General features: G+C 71.2%; 20 protein-coding genes. 9 read left to right on the top strand and 11 right to left on the bottom strand.

The window, feature by feature from the left end; translation table 11 throughout:
* Positions 1-66 precede the first annotated feature (66 nt).
* Positions 67-228, top strand: a complete 162-nt coding sequence (locus ADL03_RS46870) for a hypothetical protein (RefSeq protein WP_157528536.1) — start codon at positions 67-69, stop codon at positions 226-228.
* Between the two features lie 227 nt (positions 229-455).
* On the opposite strand, the gene ADL03_RS12965 is transcribed toward ADL03_RS46870, so the two are convergent.
* Positions 456-845 (bottom strand): hypothetical protein, encoded by a 390-nt coding sequence (locus ADL03_RS12965; protein WP_053733982.1) that lies wholly within the window; start codon positions 843-845, stop codon positions 456-458.
* 206 nt (positions 846-1051) lie between these two features.
* On the opposite strand from ADL03_RS12965, the gene ADL03_RS12960 reads away from it, so the two are divergent.
* Positions 1052-2206, top strand: a complete 1155-nt coding sequence (locus tag ADL03_RS12960) for a metallophosphoesterase (RefSeq protein ID WP_053733609.1) — start codon at positions 1052-1054, stop codon at positions 2204-2206.
* Here ADL03_RS12960 and ADL03_RS12955 read toward each other — a convergent pair.
* The 4 genes from ADL03_RS12955 to ADL03_RS12940 form a co-directional block, all read right to left on the bottom strand.
* On the bottom strand, positions 2193-2723 hold the full coding sequence (locus ADL03_RS12955; protein ID WP_197288287.1) for a histidine phosphatase family protein: 531 nt from the start codon (positions 2721-2723) through the stop codon (positions 2193-2195). The genes ADL03_RS12960 and ADL03_RS12955 overlap by 14 nt on opposite strands.
* Complete coding sequence (locus ADL03_RS12950) at positions 2720-3628, bottom strand: hypothetical protein (protein WP_157528534.1); 909 nt, start codon at positions 3626-3628, stop codon at positions 2720-2722. Before ADL03_RS12950 ends, ADL03_RS12955 begins: the two co-directional genes overlap by 4 nt.
* 268 nt (positions 3629-3896) lie before the next feature.
* Positions 3897-5084, bottom strand: coding sequence for a sugar efflux transporter (locus tag ADL03_RS12945; protein WP_053733607.1), 1188 nt, complete (start codon positions 5082-5084; stop codon positions 3897-3899).
* A gap of 65 nt (positions 5085-5149) precedes the next feature.
* Positions 5150-6502, bottom strand: a complete 1353-nt coding sequence (locus tag ADL03_RS12940; RefSeq protein ID WP_053733606.1) for a gamma-glutamyltransferase family protein — start codon at positions 6500-6502, stop codon at positions 5150-5152.
* 127 nt (positions 6503-6629) lie between these two features.
* On the opposite strand from ADL03_RS12940, the gene ADL03_RS12935 reads away from it, so the two are divergent.
* On the top strand, positions 6630-7223 hold the full coding sequence (locus ADL03_RS12935; RefSeq protein WP_053733605.1) for a DedA family protein: 594 nt from the start codon (positions 6630-6632) through the stop codon (positions 7221-7223).
* On the opposite strand, the gene ADL03_RS12930 is transcribed toward ADL03_RS12935, so the two are convergent.
* The 4 genes from ADL03_RS12930 to ADL03_RS12915 all read right to left on the bottom strand — a co-directional run bounded on the left by ADL03_RS12930 (position 7130) and on the right by ADL03_RS12915 (position 11330).
* Positions 7130-8356: an MFS transporter gene (locus tag ADL03_RS12930; protein ID WP_231641808.1), complete on the bottom strand. Its 1227-nt coding sequence runs from the start codon at positions 8354-8356 to the stop codon at positions 7130-7132. The two genes, ADL03_RS12935 and ADL03_RS12930, sit on opposite strands and share 94 nt — an antisense overlap.
* Positions 8357-8471: 115 nt before the next feature.
* Complete coding sequence (locus ADL03_RS12925) at positions 8472-9671, bottom strand: MFS transporter (RefSeq protein ID WP_053733604.1); 1200 nt, start codon at positions 9669-9671, stop codon at positions 8472-8474.
* 141 nt (positions 9672-9812) lie between these two features.
* Entirely contained in the window at positions 9813-10547 is a 735-nt protein-coding gene (locus ADL03_RS12920; protein ID WP_082373078.1) for a carbonic anhydrase family protein, read from the bottom strand.
* Between the two features lie 441 nt (positions 10548-10988).
* Positions 10989-11330, bottom strand: coding sequence for an ADP-ribosylation/crystallin J1 (locus ADL03_RS12915; protein WP_197288286.1), 342 nt, complete (start codon positions 11328-11330; stop codon positions 10989-10991).
* Positions 11331-11437: 107 nt separating this feature from the next.
* Between ADL03_RS12915 and ADL03_RS12910 the strand changes: the two genes are divergently transcribed.
* The 6 genes from ADL03_RS12910 to ADL03_RS48380 all read left to right on the top strand — a co-directional run bounded on the left by ADL03_RS12910 (position 11438) and on the right by ADL03_RS48380 (position 17522).
* Positions 11438-12241, top strand: a complete 804-nt coding sequence (locus ADL03_RS12910) for an IclR family transcriptional regulator C-terminal domain-containing protein (RefSeq protein ID WP_053733601.1) — start codon at positions 11438-11440, stop codon at positions 12239-12241.
* 133 nt (positions 12242-12374) lie between these two features.
* Positions 12375-13805 (top strand): amidohydrolase family protein, encoded by a 1431-nt coding sequence (locus tag ADL03_RS12905; RefSeq protein WP_053733600.1) that lies wholly within the window; start codon positions 12375-12377, stop codon positions 13803-13805.
* Positions 13805-14932 carry a CaiB/BaiF CoA-transferase family protein gene (locus ADL03_RS12900; protein WP_053733599.1) on the top strand — a complete coding sequence of 376 codons (1128 nt, stop codon included), beginning with the start codon at positions 13805-13807 and terminating at the stop codon, positions 14930-14932. Before ADL03_RS12905 ends, ADL03_RS12900 begins: the two co-directional genes overlap by 1 nt.
* Positions 14929-15720, top strand: a complete 792-nt coding sequence (locus ADL03_RS12895) for a citryl-CoA lyase (protein ID WP_053733598.1) — start codon at positions 14929-14931, stop codon at positions 15718-15720. The genes ADL03_RS12900 and ADL03_RS12895 overlap by 4 nt, the downstream gene beginning before the upstream one ends.
* Positions 15721-15723: 3 nt before the next feature.
* Positions 15724-16590, top strand: coding sequence for a dioxygenase (locus tag ADL03_RS12890; protein WP_053733597.1), 867 nt, complete (start codon positions 15724-15726; stop codon positions 16588-16590).
* Complete coding sequence (locus ADL03_RS48380; protein ID WP_053733596.1) at positions 16575-17522, top strand: zinc-binding alcohol dehydrogenase family protein; 948 nt, start codon at positions 16575-16577, stop codon at positions 17520-17522. Before ADL03_RS12890 ends, ADL03_RS48380 begins: the two co-directional genes overlap by 16 nt.
* 3 nt (positions 17523-17525) lie before the next feature.
* On the opposite strand, the gene ADL03_RS12880 is transcribed toward ADL03_RS48380, so the two are convergent.
* Together ADL03_RS12880 and ADL03_RS12875 are read right to left on the bottom strand one after the other, a co-directional pair.
* Positions 17526-19001 carry a hypothetical protein gene (locus ADL03_RS12880; protein WP_157528532.1) on the bottom strand — a complete coding sequence of 492 codons (1476 nt, stop codon included), beginning with the start codon at positions 18999-19001 and terminating at the stop codon, positions 17526-17528.
* Positions 19002-19147: 146 nt separating this feature from the next.
* Entirely contained in the window at positions 19148-19468 is a 321-nt protein-coding gene (locus ADL03_RS12875) for a hypothetical protein (RefSeq protein WP_157528530.1), read from the bottom strand.
* Positions 19469-19499 lie beyond the last annotated feature (31 nt).

Here is a 19499-nt window from a genome sequence, read left to right as displayed (position 1 = left end):
ATCGTTTTTCCCGTGGGCGCGGGAGATCGTGGAGACGTCTCGACCGCACGGTGACGGGAGGCAGTGATGGAGACCACGCGACGGCGGCGGAAGCCCGCCCTGAACCGGGCGCCGAGGTGGACGCTGCTGGCGGTGGCGTTCGCGTCGGTGGCGGCGGGGCTGGCGCTGCCGCACGCGCTGCTGATCGCGGCCGGGCTGCTGCTGGCCGGCTGCGTCGCGCTGCCCTAGGGCGATCACGAGGAACGCCGTGGCGACGCGCACCCCGATCAGGACTCGTGCGCGGTGTCGCCGTGGACGAACCCGCGACCCGCACGTCCCGACGACGGCTGTGCCCCGGTGAGCGGGCCGGGCGCGGCCACCACGGACCACGCCGGCGAGAGGCCGCCGCCGTCAGGAAGACGCTGACGGCGGCGGCCTGGTGTGTCAGTGCGCGAGGGCGTCAGTGCGCGAGGGCGTCAGTGCGCGAGGGCGTCCTCGATGCGGGCGACCATCGCGTCCTCGGCGTCGACGACGACGCCGTCGGCCGCCGCGACCTCACGCGCGATGGTGAGCACCGCGCTCGGGAACGTGGCGGCGTCCTCCGGCGAGCGCGCGGAGAGGATCTTCATCGCGGCGCGCAGGGCGTCGAGGATGACGGGCTCGATCTCCTCGTCGGTGCCGGTCGGCACGGACGGGCGGGCGGCGCCCATGACGAGGCGCAGGTCGGGCGAGAGGTGCGTCAGCGCGCGCAGGCCGGCGAACCGCTCCTCCAGCACGGGGCCGGGGTCCGCGTGGGAGACCAGCAGCATCGCGCCGTACACGGCGGTGCGCAGCGTGCGGCTCTCCTCGTCGGTGAAGAAGATCATGGCGTCCACTCCGTGTCATGTGGTTCGGCGGTATTGATAGCAGGACTCGTCGTCACGCCGGCGGTTGCCTCCCCAGGCGAAAGTGCGACGTCGCTCATGCCCCGTGACCGGGCTGTTCTGCTCAGCGCGAAACCTGGGCGGTACGGGCGTACAAACGACCCGTCGCGCGTTGACATGTTCGGACAGTCCCACCCAGGAGGAGAACGATGACGACCACCGTGGCCCGACCCCGCATCACGGTACGGCGGGTGGTGTTCACGCTCGTCCTCCTCACCGTCACGACGGCGCTGTTCTGGGTGCCGTTCGAGGGCCTCTTCGCGGCGAGCGCGCAGTGGCCGGACCCGGTGCGCCCGGTCGCCGCGGTGGTGTTCGCCGCCGCGGCCGTCTCGATGATCGTGCTGTTCACCCGCCGCAACTCCGACCGGGCGGCACGCGTCTCCCACTTCCTGCTCGGGTTCGTGTGGATCGCGTTCGTCTGGACGCTGATCGCCGACGTGCTGCGGCTGGTGCTCGCGGTGTCCGGTGTGGACAACCCGCTGCGCTCACGGGTCGTCGCGGTGCTGCTGGCCGTGCTGATCGCGGCGGTCACGGCCTATGGCGTGCACGAGGCCATGCGGGTGCCGCGGATCAAGCGCCAGGACGTCACGATCCCCCGCCTCGACCCCGCGTTCGACGGCCTGACCGTCGCGGTCATCACCGACACCCACTACGGCGCGATCGACCGCGCGAAGTGGTCGCGCGGCATGGTCGACGCGGTCAACGGCCTCAACGCGGACGTCGCGGTGCACGTGGGTGACATCGCCGACGGCACCGCCGAGCAGCGGCGGGAGCAGGCGAGCCCGCTGGGTGACGTGAACGCCGCGCACCGGTTCTACATCACCGGCAACCACGAGTACTACTCCAACGCCCAGGGCTGGATCGACCTGATGACCCGGCTGGGCTGGAAGGCGCTGCACAACGAGCACGCGGTGCTCGAACGCGGCGGGGCGCGGCTGGTGTTCGCGGGCATCGACGACATCACCGCCAACCACTCCGGCGAGCCCGGCCACGCCGCCGACCTCGCGCTGGCGTTGCGCGGCACCGAGCCGGCCGACCCGGTGGTGCTGCTGGCCCACCAGCCCTCGGAGGTCCGCAAGGCCGTCGAGGCGGGCGTGGACCTCCAGCTGTCCGGCCACACGCACGGCGGGCAGATCTGGCCGTTCCACTACCTGGTGCGCCTGCAGCAGCCCGTGGTCGCGGGCCTGAGCCGGCACGGTGACCGCACCCAGCTCTACACCAGCCGCGGCGCCGGGTTCTGGGGTCCGCCGATGCGGGTGTTCGCACCCAGCGAGATCACGCTGCTCACGCTCAAAGCCGCATGAGGTGCCCGGTGTCGTTGAACCGGACCAGCCGGGGTGACCGGCCCGTCGTGTAGCGGATGACGGTCAGCGCGGCGTGGTCGTTGTTCAGCGTCAGCCACTGCTCGGGCGCGGCGTCGAGCGCGTCGCGGACCAGCCAGCTGATCAGGAACGCGTGCGTCACCACGAGCACCGGCCCGTCGCCCGGCCGCGCGAACCGGGTCTCGGCCTCGTGCGCGAGGGCCGGGCCGCGGGTGCGCTCGGACTCGGGGAACTGGCCGAAGAACTCGTCGTGGTCGGGGACGAAGTGCGGCACGAAGTCGTCGGCGGCGGCCTCGGCCCGGCAGGGCACCTTCAGCACGTCGGCGATGATCGTCGCGGTTTCGGCGGCACGGGGCAGCGGCCCGTGGTGCACGGCGGCGAACCCGGTGCCGCGCAGCCGTTCCGCGAGCAGCTCGGACTGCCTGCGCCCGCGCGCGGTCAGCCTGCTCTCGTCCTTCGTCGCCTCGCCGTGCCGGACCAGGTGGAGATCTCTCGTCACGGGGTGCAGTTTGCCTTGATGGCACTTGCGGCGTGATGGGCGTAGGTCGGTCCGTTGCGATCCCAGTCCTGACCTCGGGTGAGCAGCTGCACGGTCAGGGTTCCGCTGCTCCGGAACCTGCCGGCGCTCACCCACTGGCCGCGCTTGTCGACCTGCTTCACCGCGAACGAGGCCATCGGCGTGCCTCCGACCCCGCTGCGGTCGTACACGAAGTACACGGTCGGGTTACCCCCGACGGCGGTCAGGTCGCCGTCGGGCACATGCACCGAGATGTCGCACATGCCGGCCGCGGAGAACGTCCACACGCCGTAGGCCGATGGATCGTCACGGCGCGCATCCCCGGACATCGGCACGGACACGAACGTCGACCCGCACTTGCCGTCGCCGTGGTCGACCCAGCCCTTGCGCCCGTCGCGGTACGACCCGACGCTGCTGTAGCTGCCGCACCCCGGCCCGGACGTCACCGTGGTGACACCGCTGGGCGGGCGGTTGCCGTCACCGGCGGGCGGCGGCGGTGGAGGCGGCGGCGTGGCCGACGGGACCAGGCCGAGCGCCGAGGACGCCAGCGTCGGGTCCACGCTCGCCGAGGGCTCCTCCGACAGGTCCTCCGGCGGCGTGATCACGCCGGGGATGTAACTGTGAGTGGGCATGGTCTCGGTCTGCCCGCTCTCGTCCGACCCGCTCAGGCTGACGACGGTGATGCCCGCGACCACCAGCAACGCGGCCACGGCGGCGATCACCGCGACCCGGCGGTCGAGCGGTTTCACCGGCGGTTTCTCCTCCGGCGCCGGCGCTTCTCCCGCGGCTGCCCAGCGACTCTGCCCCCTGGCACGGGCAGCGGCCATCAACGCGGGGTCCGGCGCCAGGTGGCGCTCGGCCGGGTCGTCGGGCAACTGGGTCGGCACGGTCCGCAGTGTGCCAGCAGAGCAACACCACTCGAACGTGTGGTTCTTTCACGAACGGGTCATTCGCAGCCAATCCACCACACGCCGTAGTCGCGGCTCGGCGGTTCGGCGCACAGCGCGTGCCGGGAGCGTTCCCGGGCTCGGAGACCCATTTCTGACTCGCGAGTCAACCCGCAGTGGCTCTCACGTGCGGCCATTCCCCTGCCGCGCACGCGGACGTGATCATGGGTTGAGCTCCCGGTCACGTTCCGGGAACACCTTGATCTCACTACTTCTTCATCCGCCCGGCGACCAGCAGCAGGACCAGGCCGATGACGCACATCGTGAGCGTGAACCCGTAGACCCAGCGGAACCCGATCCCCTGCGCCACCCCGAGCAGCGGTCCGGCGATCATGGTGCCCACGATCTGGGTGTTGCTGAACATCGTCGTGGTGTGACCGGGCCGGCCGGGGTCGAGGCTCTGGAAGTAGTTGATGCCGACGCCCATGACCAGCGAGATGACGGTGGCGTGCAGCAGCTGCGCGGCCATCACCTGCCAGACGGCGTCGGTGACGAGCATCAAGCCGTGGTAGCCCAACGAGATCGCGGCGCCCACGACAACGAGCATGTGCAACGACTTGCGGTTCGCCAGGGCACCGAACCAGAGCATCATCGGGATCTCGAGCGCCGCGCACAGGCCCATCACGAGGCCCGCGTCACCCGCCGTGCCCTCCAGGTTGGTCGTGATGAACAGCGGCAGACCGCTGACCGCCAGCGCGACCGAGCCCTGCAGGAACGTGAACGCCACGGACACGACCGAGATCCGGCCACGCGACGGACCGGCGGGCGCCCCCTGCTCGACGACCTCCTCCTGGGCACCCTTCTCCTGGGACGCCTCCACGGGCACCGGCAGGAACCAGGCGATCACCGCCACGCCGAGCTGCAGGGCGGCGGTGGAGGCGAACAGGCCGACCCAGCCGACCTCCGACACGAGCAGCGCGGCCACCGGCGGGCCGGCCACCCAGGCCACGGACAGCAGGGTGCGCAGGACGCTGACGACCATCGACGGGCCCTGCGAGACCGCGCGGCCGTAGGCGAAGAGCTGCGGCAGCAGGGACGAGGTGATCGCGATGAACAGCACCGACGTGCCGAGCAGGAACCAGTAGTCGCGTGAGACGGCGAACAGGCTGTAGCCGACCGCACCGGCGACGCCGCCCGCGACCAGCATGTAGCGGCGCTGCACGCGGCCGTCGGAGAGCTTGCCCATGACCGTGCTGGCGACCACCGAGGCGATCGGCGAGGCCAGCAGGAAGAAGCCGAGCTGGAACGGCGTGACCTTGACCTCGGAGGTCAGGAACAGCGAGCCGAACGGCAACGCGAACGCCATCGACACACCGGTGACGACGCTGATGACCGCCAGCTGGAAGAAGGACCGGGACAGGAGCGGCGAGGTGGTTTTCTCGCTGAGTGCCGTCACAAACGAATACTGCACCCGCGACCGGCGAATCAGGAAACCTTTTTTCCCATTATGCGGGCAACATCTCACACCATGGTGACGGCACCGTCGCGACGGTGATCTGCACCACCCCTGAGCAGGCCCGATCCGGTGCGTTCGACGACCTGGCAACCGCCGAAGAACATGTTCGGCGCGCGGAAACGGGTAACCGGGAGTTCACTTTCCGGTTCAATTCCCGGTTCGACGTGGAGATGGTCGTCGCCGAGGTGCATCCGGGGTGCGTCGACGGCTTCCTGCGCGGTCATGCCGCGGTCGAGGACGTTCACGACCACCTGCATGACCGCGCCGCTGATCCGGCTGGAACCGGCGCTGCCGAGCACGAGCTCCACGCCGTCCCGCCCGGTCACGACGGTCGGCGCCATCATCGACGGCAGCCGGTCGCCGGGCGCGTGGCTGAAGAAGCCGTCGGGCGAGAGCTCCTCCTCGCCCATCATGTTGTTCAGGTGCACGCCGGCGATCGAGATGCCCGAGCCGGCGCCGTTCGAGGACGTCACCGAGCACGCGGTGCCGTCGGCGTCGAGCACGGACAGGTGCGTGGTCGAGCCGAGCCGGTTGAGGTGGGTCTTCGGCGCGGCCATCGCGCGGATCAGGTCGGCCTGGGACGGGTTGTCCGGCAACGACTCCAGCATCTGCGTGAGCAACGCACCGCCCGCTGCGGGTGGCGGGTTCGTGTGGATGTCACGGCCGCGGTGCCGCACGTGCAACGGCTCGCGCATGACGACCTCGTACGCCGCGAGGTCCGCTCTCGTCAGGTCGCCGCCCCACGAGCTGATGGTGTCGGCGATCGTGGTGCCGATGTCACCGGTGTAGAACGGTTCGGCGCCGTCCTGGCCGAGGCGCAGCAGGGACTCGGCGAGCTCGGGCTGGACGAGCAGCTCACCTTCCTCGAACGCGGTGAGGCCCGCGCTGCGGGCGAGCGGCAGCAGTATCGCCGTGACATAGGCCTGATAGCGGTTCACGCGGTGACCTTCGCGTGCGTGCTTCACCGCCGTGGCGACGAGTTCGGCCAACGGCGCGGTGCCGTAGCGAGTCGCTGCCGCCGCTCCGGCGGGCATCCCGAACCCGGCCACCGACGACGGTCCGACGTGGAACTCCTGCTGCGCGTCACCGAAGTGGACGGTGATCGGATCCAGCGGAGCCCGCGTGGCACCGGCACCGTGACCCGGCGCCTGTGCCGAGAAGTCCAGCAGCACCGGGGTTTCGCCGGCGCGCGCGATCATCATGTACCCGGCGGCGCCGAGACCGGTGAGCAACGGCTCCGTCACGCACGACGTGAGCATCGCCGCCACCGCCGCGTCCACGGCGTTCCCGCCGGCGCGCAGCACGGCAGCGCCCGCCTCTGCGGTGAGCGGGTGGCCCGCCGCGATCGCTCCACGCACCGTTGACCTCCACTGAAGAGACCGTCAACGGTAGTCCTGGCCGTGATCAGCGAGCCACCCGGCCCGCGGTTCCCCCACAGGGGGTGACGATGTCTGAACTCCGTGCAAAACGGGTAAATCGACTGCCATGGAGTGGATCACGAAGCTGATGGAGGCACTGGGCTCCCCCGGCGCGGGCCTCGCGGTCGCGCTGGAGAACGTCTTCCCGCCCGTGCCCAGCGAGGTGATCCTGCCGCTGGCCGGGTTCACCGCGGGCCAGGGCAAGATCTCGCTGGTCGCCGCGATCCTGTGGACCACCGCGGGTTCCGTCGTCGGCGCGCTCGTCCTCTACGGCCTGGGCGCGTGGCTCGGCCTGGAGCGGTTGCGCAAGGTCGCCGACAAGATCCCGTTCGTCACCGTGTCCGATGTGGACAAGTCCGACGCGTGGTTCGACAAGCACGGCAACAAGGCGGTGTTCATCGGCCGCATGGTCCCGGTCGTGCGGAGCCTGATCTCCATCCCGGCCGGCGTGTCCGGGATGCCGATCCTCAAGTTCACGGTCTACACCGCGGCGGGCAGCCTGCTGTGGAACACCGCGCTCATCCTCGCCGGGTACGCGCTGGGCGAGAACTACCAGCTCGTGGACCGCTACCTGGGCTGGGTCTCCATGGTCGTGCTCGCCGCGCTGGCCATCGCCATCGTCTGGTTCGTGGTCACGCGCTCCAAGGCCCGCCGCTCGTAGAGCACCGACGCCACCGCGATCGCCAAGCCCGCCAGCGACAGCGCGACACCGACCCACGCGGTCGAGACGTAACCCCAGCCCGCCGCGATCGCGAGGCCGCCGAGCCACGCGCCCGCGCCGTTGGCGACGTTGAGCGACGAGTGGTTCGACGACGACGCCAGCGACGGCGCGTCCGGGGAGGCGTCCATCAGCCGGATCTGCAACGCGGCGGCCAGGATCTGCACGACGAACCCGAGCAGGAACAGCAGCACGAACACCGCCGCCGGAACCGTCGCGGTGAGCCCGAACAGCACCAGGATCACGCAGACCGCGACCAGTCCGCCGAACACCGAGCCCATCGAGGAGCGGTCCACGAAGCGGCCGCCGAAGGTCGCTCCGAGCGTCATGCCCAGGCCGAACACCGCGAGCATCCACGGCACCACGCTCGCCGGCAGCCCCGCGACCTCGGTGGTCAGCGGCGCCACGTAGGAGTAGACGGCGAACATGCCGCCGAAGCCGATCATGCCGGTGAAGATCGCGAACCACACCGCGGGCCGCCGGAACGCCCTGACCTCGCCCGTCATCGACGCGCCCGCGACCAGCGGCATGCGCGGCACCCAGGCGGCGATCGCGAGCGCGGTCACCACACCGGTCACGGCGACCGCCAGGTACGCGCTGCGCCAGCCGATCTCCTGGCCTGCGGCGGTGGCGAGCGGCACGCCGACGAGGTTCGCGATGGTCAGCCCGACCATCACACGGGCCACGGCGGTGCCACGGCGTTCCGGTGCCACGAGCGTCGCGGCGACGACCGCCGCGATGCCGAAGAACGCGCCGTGCGGCAGCCCCGCGACGAACCGGGACACCAGCAGCATCGACTTGTCCTGCGCGAGCGCGGACAGGCCGTTGCCCAGCGCCACGGCGAGCATCAGGCCGATCAGCATGCCCTTGCGCGGCAGCTTCGCGCCGAGCACCGCGATCAGCGGCGCGCCGACCACGACACCGGCCGCGTACAGGCTGATGGCGTGACCGGCCTCGTAGTCGGGGATCTCGAACGTCGCGGCGATCTGCGGCAGCAGGCCCATCGTCGCGAACTCGGTGGTGCCGATGCCGAACCCGCCGAGCGCGAGAGCGGTCATGGCGCGGGTGGTGTTCACAGTCGCTCCTGATCAGGTGTCCCGTCGACGCTGACGCAGGACGAAATAGTTAGCTCCGGGAACCATCCTACGGTTCTTCTGACGCGCTTCAGAGGCCGCGCGCCGGTGCCTCTGCTCACACGTGCTGCCGCTGCGGCGCGACCACACCTGCACCCTCATCGACGGACGTGCGTGCGCTGCGCCGTTCCAGCACGATCGAGGTGACGGCGACCGCGAGACCGGCGACGGCCAGCAGCGCGCCGATCCAGTTCGGCGCGGTGTAGCCGAGGCCGCGCTCGATCGCGAGACCACCCATCCACGCGCCACCGGCGTTGCCCAGGTTGAAGGCCGCGATGTTGGCCGCCGACGCCAGCGCGGGCGCGCCTTCCGCGGTCTGCATCACCCGCATCTGCAGCGGCGGCACGGTGGCGAACCCGGCGGCACCGAACAGCACGATGGTGATCGCGGCGGCCCACTGCGAGTGCGCGGTGAACACGAACGCCGTCAGCACCGCGGCCAGCGCGACCAGGATGACCACCAGGCTCCTCAGCACCGACCGGTCCGCCGCCTTGCCGCCGAGCAGGTTGCCCGCGAACAGTCCGACACCGAACAGCACCAGCAGCCACGTCACGGCACCGGAGGAGAACCCGGCGACCGAGGTCATCATCGGCGCGATGTAGGTGAACGACGCGAAGACACCCGCGAACCCGAGCGCGGTCATCGCCAGCGCCAGCCACACCTGCGGGTTGCGGAACACGGCGAGCTCACCGCGCAGGTCGCTCTCCCGCGCCTCCTGCCGCGGCACCAGGAACACGATCCCGAGCAGCCCGATCACGCCGAGCCCGGTGACCGCCCAGAAGGTGGAGCGCCAGCCCAGCTCCTGACCGAGCGCGGTGCCGAGCGGCACACCCAGGACGTTCGCCATGGTCAGACCGGTGAACATCAACGCGATGGCGCTCGCCCTGCGGTGCGGCGCGACGAGGTCCGCGGCGACCACGGAACCGACGCCGAAGAACGCGCCGTGCGCCAGGGCCGCCACCACCCGGCCGCTCATCAGCACGCCGTAGCTCCCGGCCACCGCGGAGAGCAGGTTGCCCGCGATGAACAGCACCATCAAGCCCAGCAGCATCTTCTTGCGCGGCAACCGGCCGCCCAGCACGGTCAGCAGCGGGGCACCGACCACGACGCCGAGCGCGTAACCGGAGATCAGCAGGCCCGCGGACGGGATCGAGACGCCCAGGTCACCCGCCACCTCGGGGAGCAGCCCCATGATGACGAACTCGGTGGTGCCGATGGCGAAGGCGCTGATCGCGAGTGCGAGCAGAGCGACAGGCATGTCACACAGTCCTTGAAGTCGTAGGTTGTCAGCGTGAGCAATAGTTGCATACGCGGGCAATTGCAGGCGACTTCTGAACCGGTGAAGCCCGTCACGCGACGAGGCCGGCCCCAGCGGGGACCGGCCTCGTCAGCGGGTGGATCAGATGCGCGGGACCTCGATGAGCGTCCGGCCGTTCAGCGGCTGCGTCGCACGGGCGTTGCCCGCCGTGAACACCCCCTGGAACCGGGCGATCGTCGCGGCCGACACGGTCTGCTCGGCCGTGAGGTACCACTCGACGCCCTCGGTGAACGGCGCCGTGGTGAGCGAGCCGGTGTAGTGCAGCGTGTGGTGGCTGACCGGCAGCAACCTGTTCAGGTTGATCGGCTCGACGTCCACCGGAGCGCCGCACTCGGGCGCGAGCTTCGCCAGCACGTCGTCCACGACCGAGTGCGCGCCCACCCGCAGCGGGACACCGACGACGAGCAGCTTGCCCTCGGCGCTGCGGTGCACCAGGTGCATCTCCAGCGGGTAGCCGTGACCGGAGAACTGGTGCTCCGACGGCGTGTGGAAGTGGAACTGCACCAGGTCGTACCGGGTGCCGGCGACGGTGACGTGCCCGGCCCCGGGCTCGACCGCCGCCTCCTCTGTCTCCTCGTGGTGGCGGACTGCGCAGCCGTCCGCCGCGTCCGCGTCCTTGCGGACGTACCTCAACTCCAGCGCGGAGCTCCCGTAGGTCACGTCGAGCTTGGGCGCGTGCGGGTCGAACCGGAACGCGCCGGGCGTGACGTTGACGGGACTCTGCTTCGGTGTCCCCGACTCAGCCGGTCCAGCCGCGAAGAACGACGTGGCGAGCACCAGTGGCAGAAGAGCCGGAAGGGACCGTTTCAGGTTCATCGCGCCACAATTCACCCGATCGAGTGAAATGCGGAAGTGACTGTGGTCGCGCTCTCATCGAAAGGCGATTCGTCCCGGTACAAGAATCGGACTATTCTCCCAATTCAACACCATAACCGCAGGTGAACCGCTTCAGAACCGATGTCGCGCGGAGTCGGCGCACCATCGTCGAGCATTCAATTCGGGAACCTTGGAGTTCTCGAATTCAACCGCCCGATTCGTCCGAATGGGGAGAATGCAATGGTCACCGTTTCCGATGTCCGCGCCGTGGCGCGGTCATTGCCGCGCACCATCGAGTACCTAATCCGGGACCGCGTGAAGTTCCGCGGGTCATCCGCGCCCACCTCGGTGAGACTTGGGTTTAGTCAACACTGAAGCTATTGGACACACTGTCATCGAGGTGCCGGGCCGCAGCCCGGCCGGAGATCGGGCCGGCCGGGGTCACCGGAACTCGTGCACCACCTCGATCTCACCGACGATGTGCTGGTTGAGCTCCTCCAGCTCCTCCGCCGGCACCCACAGCTCCAGGATCGTGCGACCACCGGCCTGCCGCACCGGGTAGCGCCGCACGAACTCCGTCTCGACGTGGAACCGCGTCACGTACCCGGCTCCGCTGTGCGGCACGTTCCACTCGCGGGCGATCTTGACCGCGTACTCCTCGTTCAGCACCGGGTAGAAGATCGGCTGATCGGGCAGGCGCGGCGGCCAGGCACGCCAGCCGGACGCGCGGACGAGCTCCAGCTCCTCCGGTCCGGTCGGCCGCCACAGCACAGTCGTGTTCACGCCGGCGGACCTTACCCAGCGCCCCATGCGGGACCAACTGCGTTTTCGGCAGACGGACAGGTGTCCGATATCGTGGGCCGACGACCGTGGACCGCGAGAGGTGCGCCATGCCAGCCCGTCCCGACACCGGCCCCGACTTCATCGAGGCGCTCGCCCGCGGGCTGGACGTGATCCGGTCGTTCCAGCCGGCGCGCCCGGTCATGGCGCTCAGCGAGGTCGCCGCCGCCACCGGGCTCGCGCGGCCGACGGCGCGGCGGATCCTGCTCACCCTGGTCGAGCTGGGGTACGCGCGGCAGGGCGAGAACGGGTTCGCGCTCACGCCCAGGGTGCTGGAGCTGGGCGTCGCCTACGTGCGGTCGACGGGGCTGTGGGACGTGGCCCGCCCGCACCTGGAACGGCTGGTCGCGCGGACCGGCGAGTCGTGCTCGATCGCGCAGCTCGACGGGTCGGACATCGTCTACGTGGCGCGGGTTGCCGTGCCGAAGATCGTCACGTTGTCGGTGCAGATCGGGACGCGGTTCCCGGCGCTGCCGACGTCGCTGGGCAAGGTGCAGCTCGCCGCGCTCCCGCCGGACGAGCTGGAGGCCGTGCTGGCGCAACCGACCCGGTCGGGGCTCACCGCGCGCTGGCAGCCCGACGCCGCCGAGCGCGACGCGGAGCTGCGGGACGTGCGGGCGCGCGGGTGGGCGCTGACCGACCAGCAGCTGGCGCCGGGGATCAGGTCTGTCGCGGCGCCGTTGCGGGACGGCGACGGCAGGGTCGTCGCCGGGCTCAACGTGAACTGCCACGCCGCCGAGACGTCGCTCGACCACCTGCTGGAGCACCACCTGCCACTGTTGCTGCAGACCGCGGGCGAGATCAGCGCGGACTTCGCGCGGCTGGACACGGTTCCGCACGTCGTCGTGGCTTGATCGCAACGGCCTGATCGCAGCGGCCTGATCGCAACGGCCTGATCGCAGCGGCCCGAGCCGGGGGTTGACGCGGCGCCGGGCGAAGGTTGACGATTCAACGGACGGTTGTCCGCATGCCGGTCGAGGAGGCCCCATGGTCGGCGAACGACGTCCTGTTGTCCTGCGGAACGGCACGGTCCTCACCATCGACGGGCAACGCCGGGTGCTCGCCGGCCACGACGTCCTCGTCATCGGCGACCGGATCGCCGCGATCGGGCCGGGGCTGCAGGTCCCGGACGGCACCGACGAGATCGACGCCTCGAACGGCGTCGTCATGCCGGGCATGATCGACACCCACCGGCACCTGTGGCAGACCGCGATGCGCGGCTACGGCGCCGACTGGACGCTCACGCAGTACTTCGTCTGGTACTACCTGGAGTGGGGCAAGGCCTTCCGGCCGCAGGACGTCCACGCCGGCAACCTGCTCGGTGCCGCGGAGGCCCTCGACGCGGGCGTCACCACGACCGTCGACTGGTCGCACGGGTTGCGGACGACCGACCACGCGGACGCCGCCGTGGACGCGTTGCGGGCCGTTCCCGGCCGGTTCGTGCTGGCCTACGGCAACATCCAGGACAGCCCCGCCTCCTGGACCGCCAGGCCGGAGTTCCGCGACTTCGTCTCGCGGCGCATCACCGGCGACGACATGCTGGGCTTCCAGCTCGCGTTCGACGTCACCGGCGACCCGGAGTTCCCGGAAAGGTCCGCGTTCGAGGTGGCACGCGAGCTCGGTGTCCCCGTGACGACGCATGCGGGCGTGTGGGGTGCGACGAACGACGACGGCATCAGACTGATGCACGACAACGGTTTCATGACGCCGCAGTCGATCTACGTGCACGCCGCGACGTTGTCCGCCGACTCCTACCACCGCATCGCGGCCACCGGCGGGTCGATCTCCGTGTCGACCGAGAGCGAGCAGAGCGCCGGGCAGGGCTACCCGCCCACCTGGGCGATCCGCGCGCACGGCATCCCGGTGTCGCTGTCGATGGACACATCGGTGTGGTGGAGCGGTGACCTGTTCTCCGCGATGCGCGCGACGCTGGGTGCCGACCGGGCGCGTGAGCACATGGCGGCGCACGCGCGGAACGACACCGTGACGCACTCGTCGCTGCGAGCCGAGCACGTCGTCGAATGGGCGACCATGGGCGGAGCGCGCGCGTTGGGACGTGACGACCTCGGCAGCGTCGAGGTCGGCAAGAAGGCCGATCTGGTGCTGCTGCGCAACGAGCACTCCCCCGCGATGTTCCCGCTGCTCAACCCGCACGGGCACGTGGCGTTCCAGGCGCAACGGTCCGATGTGGAGGCTGTGCTCGTCGACGGCCGGGTCGTGAAGCGCGACCACCGGCTCGTCGGCGTGGACCTGCCCGCGATCCGCTCCCAGGTCGAGCGGACCGTCGAGCACCTGCGGGCGACGATGGGCGAGGAGGCGTGGCAGAAGGGCATGAACCCGGACATCCCCACCGCGAAGGTGCTGGACAACCCCTACACCTACACCGAGTACCGCGGCGACACCAGGACGTCCGTCTGATGGCGCCGCTGGACGGGCTGCTCGTCGCCGACTTCTCCCGCGTGCTCGCCGGGCCGTACGCGACCATGCTGCTGGCCGACCTGGGCGCGACCGTCGTCAAGGTGGAAGGCCCCGCCGGCGACGAGACGCGGACGTGGATGCCGCCCGTGCGCGAGGACGTCTCGACCTACTACCTGGGGATCAACCGCGGCAAGCGGTCCATCGCGCTGGACCTGCGCGACGCCGGGGACGCCGCGCTCGGCCGCGAGCTCGCCCGCCGCGCGGACGTGGTGATCGAGAACTTCAAGCCGGGCGGTCTCGCGAAGTACGGGCTCGACCACGCCAGCGTCAGCGCGGCGAACCCGCGGGTGGTCTACGCGTCGATCACCGGTTTCGGCTCCGGCGAGGGGAAGCACGTTCCCGGCTACGACCTGATGGTGCAGGCGATCTCCGGCCTGATGAGCCTCACCGGCGACCAGGACGGGCCGCCCTACCGCGCCGGGATCTCGGTGTTCGACGTGATGGCCGGAAACCACGCCGTGATCGGCATCCTCGCGGCGTTGCGGCACCGCGACGCCACCGGGCAGGGTCAGCTCGTGGAGGTGAACCTGCTGTCGTCGGCGCTGACGGGCCTGGTGAACCACAGCTCCGCGTACGTCGCCGGTGGCGTGGTGCCGTTCCGGATGGGCAACGCGCACCCCAGCGTGTTCCCCTACGAGCCGCTGCCCACCGCCGACAACGACCTGATCGTCGCGGCGGCGAACGACGGCCAGTTCCGCAGGCTGTGCGAGGTCCTCGGCCTGCGGGAGGTGCCCGACGACCCGCGGTACGCGCGCAACGCCGACCGCACCCGCAACCGCGAGGAGCTGCGGCCGGTGCTGGTGGAGCGGTTGCGCACCCGTGGCGCGGTCGAGTGGTTCGACCTGCTCGTCGCGGCCGGGGTGCCGTGCGGGCCGATCAACACCATCGACGGCGGCTTCGCGATGGCCGAGCGGTTCGGGCTCGACCCGGTCGTCGTGGTCGGGGACGTGCCGACGACCCGGCACCCGATCCGGTTCTCGCGGACGCCCGCGGTGTACGAGCTGCCGCCGCCGCAGCTGGACGAGCACGGCGCGGAGCTGCGCGCGTGGCTGGAGGAGGAGCGGTGACGGACGACGAGCGGCCGACCTACGAGACCGCGCTCGGCGCGTCGACGCCCGACACGATCACGTTGCTGGGCAACGACCTCGCGCAGGACGTGATGGGCACCGTCGGGTTCGGCGAGCTGGCGTTCTGGCTCGCCACCCAGCGGCGGCCGAGCCGCGGCGAGACGCGGCTGTTCGAGGCCGTGCTCGCCGCGCTGGCCGACCACGGGTTCACGCCTACCGCGATCGTCAGCCGCCTCACGTTCCTGTCCGCGCCCGACTCCGTGCAGGGCGCGCTCGCGGCCGGGCTGCTCGGCGGCGGTTCCCGGTTCCTCGGCGTCACCGAGGACTGCGGCCGGTTCCTCAACGCCGTCGTGAGCGCGCACGAGCCACCGGACGACGATGCCGGGTGGGACGCGCTGGCGTTGGAAACGCTGCGCGCACAGGGGAAAGCCCGCATCCCCGGCCTGGGCCACCACGTGCACAAGAACGGCGACCCGCGCACACCCCGGCTGTTCGAGATCGCCGCGGAGGAGGGTCTGACCGGCCCGCACCTGTCGTTGTTCGCCGCCATCGGCCGTGTTCACCCGCAGGTGCTCGGCAAGAGCCTGCCGCTCAACGGAGCCGGCACGTGCGGCGCCGTGCTCGCCGACCTCGGCCTGCCGCTGGAGCTGCTGCGCGGCTTCGCGTTGCTGGCCCGCACCGCCGGGTTGATCGGGCAGCTCGCCGAGGAGCTGCGCAACCCCGTTGCCAACGCCATCTTCCTGTCCGTCGACACGAACACCAGGTCCGTCGCGCCCGTCGAGGAGTGAGCAATGCAGCTCGTCACCGAGGACAACATCACCGCTCTCGCCCAGCAGCGCTGGGCCACCGCGAAGGACCCGCGCACCGCGGAGCTGATGACCGCGCTCGTCCGCCACCTGCACGACTTCGCCCGCGAGGTCCGGCTCACCGAGGCCGAGTGGACGGCCGCCATCGGATGGCTCACGGCCACTGGCCAGATCAGCGACGCCAAGCGCGAGGAGTTCATCCTCGCCTCCGACGTGCTCGGCCTGAGCATGCTGGTGGTGCAGCTGAACCACCGCTTCTCCCCCGGCGCGACCCCGGCCACGGTGCTCGGCCCGTTCCACGTCGACGGCTCCCCCGAGCTCGGTTTCGGCGGCGACATGTCCGACGGCGTCGCCGGAACTCCGCTCTACCTCACCGGAACCGTGCGCTCGCTCGACGGCACACCGGTCGCCGGTGCCGTGCTCGACGTCTGGCAGGCCGACGCCGACGGCGCGTACGAGGCGCAGCTCGACGTGGACGAGGCCCGTCTGCGCGCCAAGTACCGTGCGCGCGAGGACGGCGCGTACTGCGTGCGCACCATCGCGCCGAAGGGGTACTCGATCCCGATGGACGGCCCGGTCGGCTCGCTGGTCGGGCAGACCGGGATCAGCCACTTCCGCCCGGCCCACGTCCACTTCCTGCTCACCGCCGACGGTTTCGAGCCGCTGATCACGCACCTGTTCCAGGAGGGCGCCGAGTACCTCGACAGCGACGTCGTCTTCGGCACCAAGCAGGAGCTCGTCGTCGCCTTCACACCGCGCGAGCCCGGCCCCACCCCCGACGGCGGCACGTGCGCGGTGCCGTGGACCGAGGCCCGCTACGACTTCGTGCTGCAACCGTGCGCGCCGCGGTAGTCGGCCGTCCCGGTCAGCCGCCGTCGCTCGCCGAGCGCGACGAGCCGTCCCCGGCACCCGGTCAGGTGCTCGTCGACGTGCTCGCCGCGCCGATCACACCGCTGGACCTGTTGTGCGCCAGCGGAACCTCGTACTTCGGTGTTCCCGCGGTGCCGTACGTGCCCGGCGTGCAGGGTGTCGGGACGGTCGACGGCCGCACGGTCTGGTTCCCGACGACCGCGGGCATGGCGCCGGGCGACGGCAGCATGGCCGGGAAGGCACCGGCGTTCGAGGAGGACCTCGTCCCGCTGCCGGACGACGTCGACCCGGTCGCCCTCGCCGCACTCGGCCTGTCCGCCGTCGCCGCACACCAGGCCCTGACGTGGCGCGGGGAGCTGACGCCCGGCGAGTGCGTGATCGTGCTCGGCACCGGCGCGGTCGGCCAGGCCGCGATCCAGCTGGCCCGCATCGCCGGCGCCGTCCGCGTGGTCGCCGCCGCCCGGTCCGCGACCGGCCACGCCCGCGGGCTGGCCGCGGGCGCCGACGCGGTGGTCTCGTTGGACACCACCGACTTCGCCGAACTGGCCGCCCGCTTCACCGCCGCCGCACCGGACGCCGCCCTGCTGCTCGACCCGCTGTTCGGCGCCCCTGCCGCGGCGGCCACCCAGGCACTCCGGCCGGGTGGCCGGTGGGTCAACCTCGGCGGGTCGGCCTCCGAGACGTGCCCGGTCAGCTCGTCCACGTTGCGCGGGCGGTCGTTGCGGCTGTCCGGTTACACCAACAACGAGCTGACCCGACCGCAACGGGCTGACGCCATCACGGCCGTCGCACGGTGGTCGGCGCAGGGCGTGCTCGCGGTGGACCACGAGACCGTGCCGCTGCGGGACGTCACCACCGCCTGGCAGCGGCAGGCCGCGGGCAGCGCCCAGAGCCGGATCGTGCTCGTGCCCTGACCGCTACACCTGCCTCGGCTCCCTCCTCAGCCACCACGCGGCCAGGTCGCGCACCTGTGCCGGGAGGCGGGAATCCGCGTGCAGCTCGCGGAGCAGCTCCGGGTGGGCGTCCGTGCCGATGCTGTGGACGAGGCCGCGCAGGATGTCGTCGTCCAGCGGCGACGGCCGCGTGCGGACCAGCGCGGTCTGGGTGCCGACGACCGCGCGCCATTCGTCCGCCCCGATCCTGCCGGGGCTGTGCGTGGCGGCCCAGGCGGCGGCGTGCCGGTTGCGGGCGGACAGCGCCGGATCGAGCAGCAGGGAGCGGACCAGCACGCGGTGGGTGGGTGCGCCCAGCTTGTTGAGCAGCCCGAGACCTCGTTCGAGCAGCAGCTCGTCGCGCAGGTCGCCCGCGGCGAGCCACTCGGTGACCGCGACCGCGAGCGGGTGCCCGTACGGCGTGGCGGTGATGAGCGCCGCCGCGTAGAGCCGCTCGTCGGGGTTGCGGCTGAACATCGCCTCCGAGACCAGCTCGACCAGCACCTCGTCCACGCCCGGTCCGGCGGACGGCAGCCGGGCCTGCGCGGTGAGCGCGAGACGGACGCAGACCTGGCTCTGCGCAGCGGGAGCGGACGTCCCCGGCAGGCGCAGGACGTGAGCGAGCTCGGCGGCCATCGGACCGACCAGCGGGTGGTCGTCCACGCCGAGCGGCAACGCCGCGGCCAGGTGCTTGAGCTCCGCGGTCGCGGCTGCCGTGAAGTGACCGCGGCGGACCTTGGCCACCGCTGCCAGCAGAGCGCCGTGCAGCGCGCGGACGCTGTCGGGGTTGCGGAGCTGCGCGAGCACGTACCCGCTCGCTTCCGGCAACGTGCTCGCGTCGAGCAGCGAGATCGGCTCGATGCAGACGGGGTTCGCCCGGTCGTCCGCCATGCCGACGCACGCTTCGAAGGCGTGTCGGGCACTGGCCCGGTGTTCGAGCAGCCTGCTCATGGCCTCCTGGCGAACGAGCCACGCCGTCCGCTCGGCGACCACCAGCTCGCCCAGCAGGTTCTCCGCGATCACGCGCCAGGTGCCCGGTGGGTGCAGCAGCAGGTCCGGGCGTCCGGCGACCGCACGGGTGAAGACCCGCCAGTCCGCCCCGCACATCGCGCCCGGCGTGCACGCCCGGTCGATCAGCTCGTGCAGCTCGGCGTCCGGCACCGCCGCGAGACCGTCGGCCGGCCTCTCCTCGTTCAGGAACCGGCGCGCTGCCTCGTACGACGCGGTCAGCGACTGGCCGGGCAGCCGCAGGAGGACCTCGTACCGGCTGAGCACCGAGCCGTCGGCGGCCGACTCGGCCTTCTCCCAGCGGGTGATCTGCGACGGCGCGAGCGCGCGGTCCCCGTCGGTCCGAAATGCTCTGGCGAAGTTCCGCGCGGACCGGAACTCGTCGTCGTGACCGAGAACTCGGTTCGCGCGCAACAACCACGCCTGTCTTCGACGGGTGCGCCGGCCGCTCATTCCGGCAGTGTCGCACGAGAGCTTCACCGCACGATATCGAGCAATCCGGCAATCATTTCGGCAACATTGCCGGTCGTGATGAATTCCAGCGGAGCTCGCCGCCGCACCGGGACCGGCACCCGGGGCAGGCGCCGGTCCCGCGCGGGTCAGCAGTGGCCGACCGACGGCTGGCTCGACACCACACCCGAGCTGAGGTAGCCGGTCTGCCCGTAGTAGGTCGCCTTGAACCACCTGTTGGACCCGAAACCGTTGGGGCCGGCGTCGATCCAGCAGTTGATGTCCACCCACTGGTTGTAGATCGTGACGATGATGGCGGCACTGAGGTTCGGGTCCTTGCGCAGGTTCCCCTGGGTGACGTAGCCGCGTGCGGCCTGCGTGCCCACCTCCGGCGCGGCCGCCGCGACCCCCGCCGTCCCACCGAGCAGGGCCGTCGCCAGCAGCGCCGCGCCCATTGTTCTGCCGATCATGTGTCCTCCCTCGTCCGGGCTTTTCCGCCCG

The sequence above is a fragment of the Nocardia sp. NRRL S-836 genome (genome assembly GCF_001279525.1).
Taxonomy (GTDB): Bacteria; Actinomycetota; Actinomycetes; order Mycobacteriales; family Pseudonocardiaceae; genus Lentzea.
This window is presented reverse-complemented; position numbering and strand designations above follow the sequence as displayed.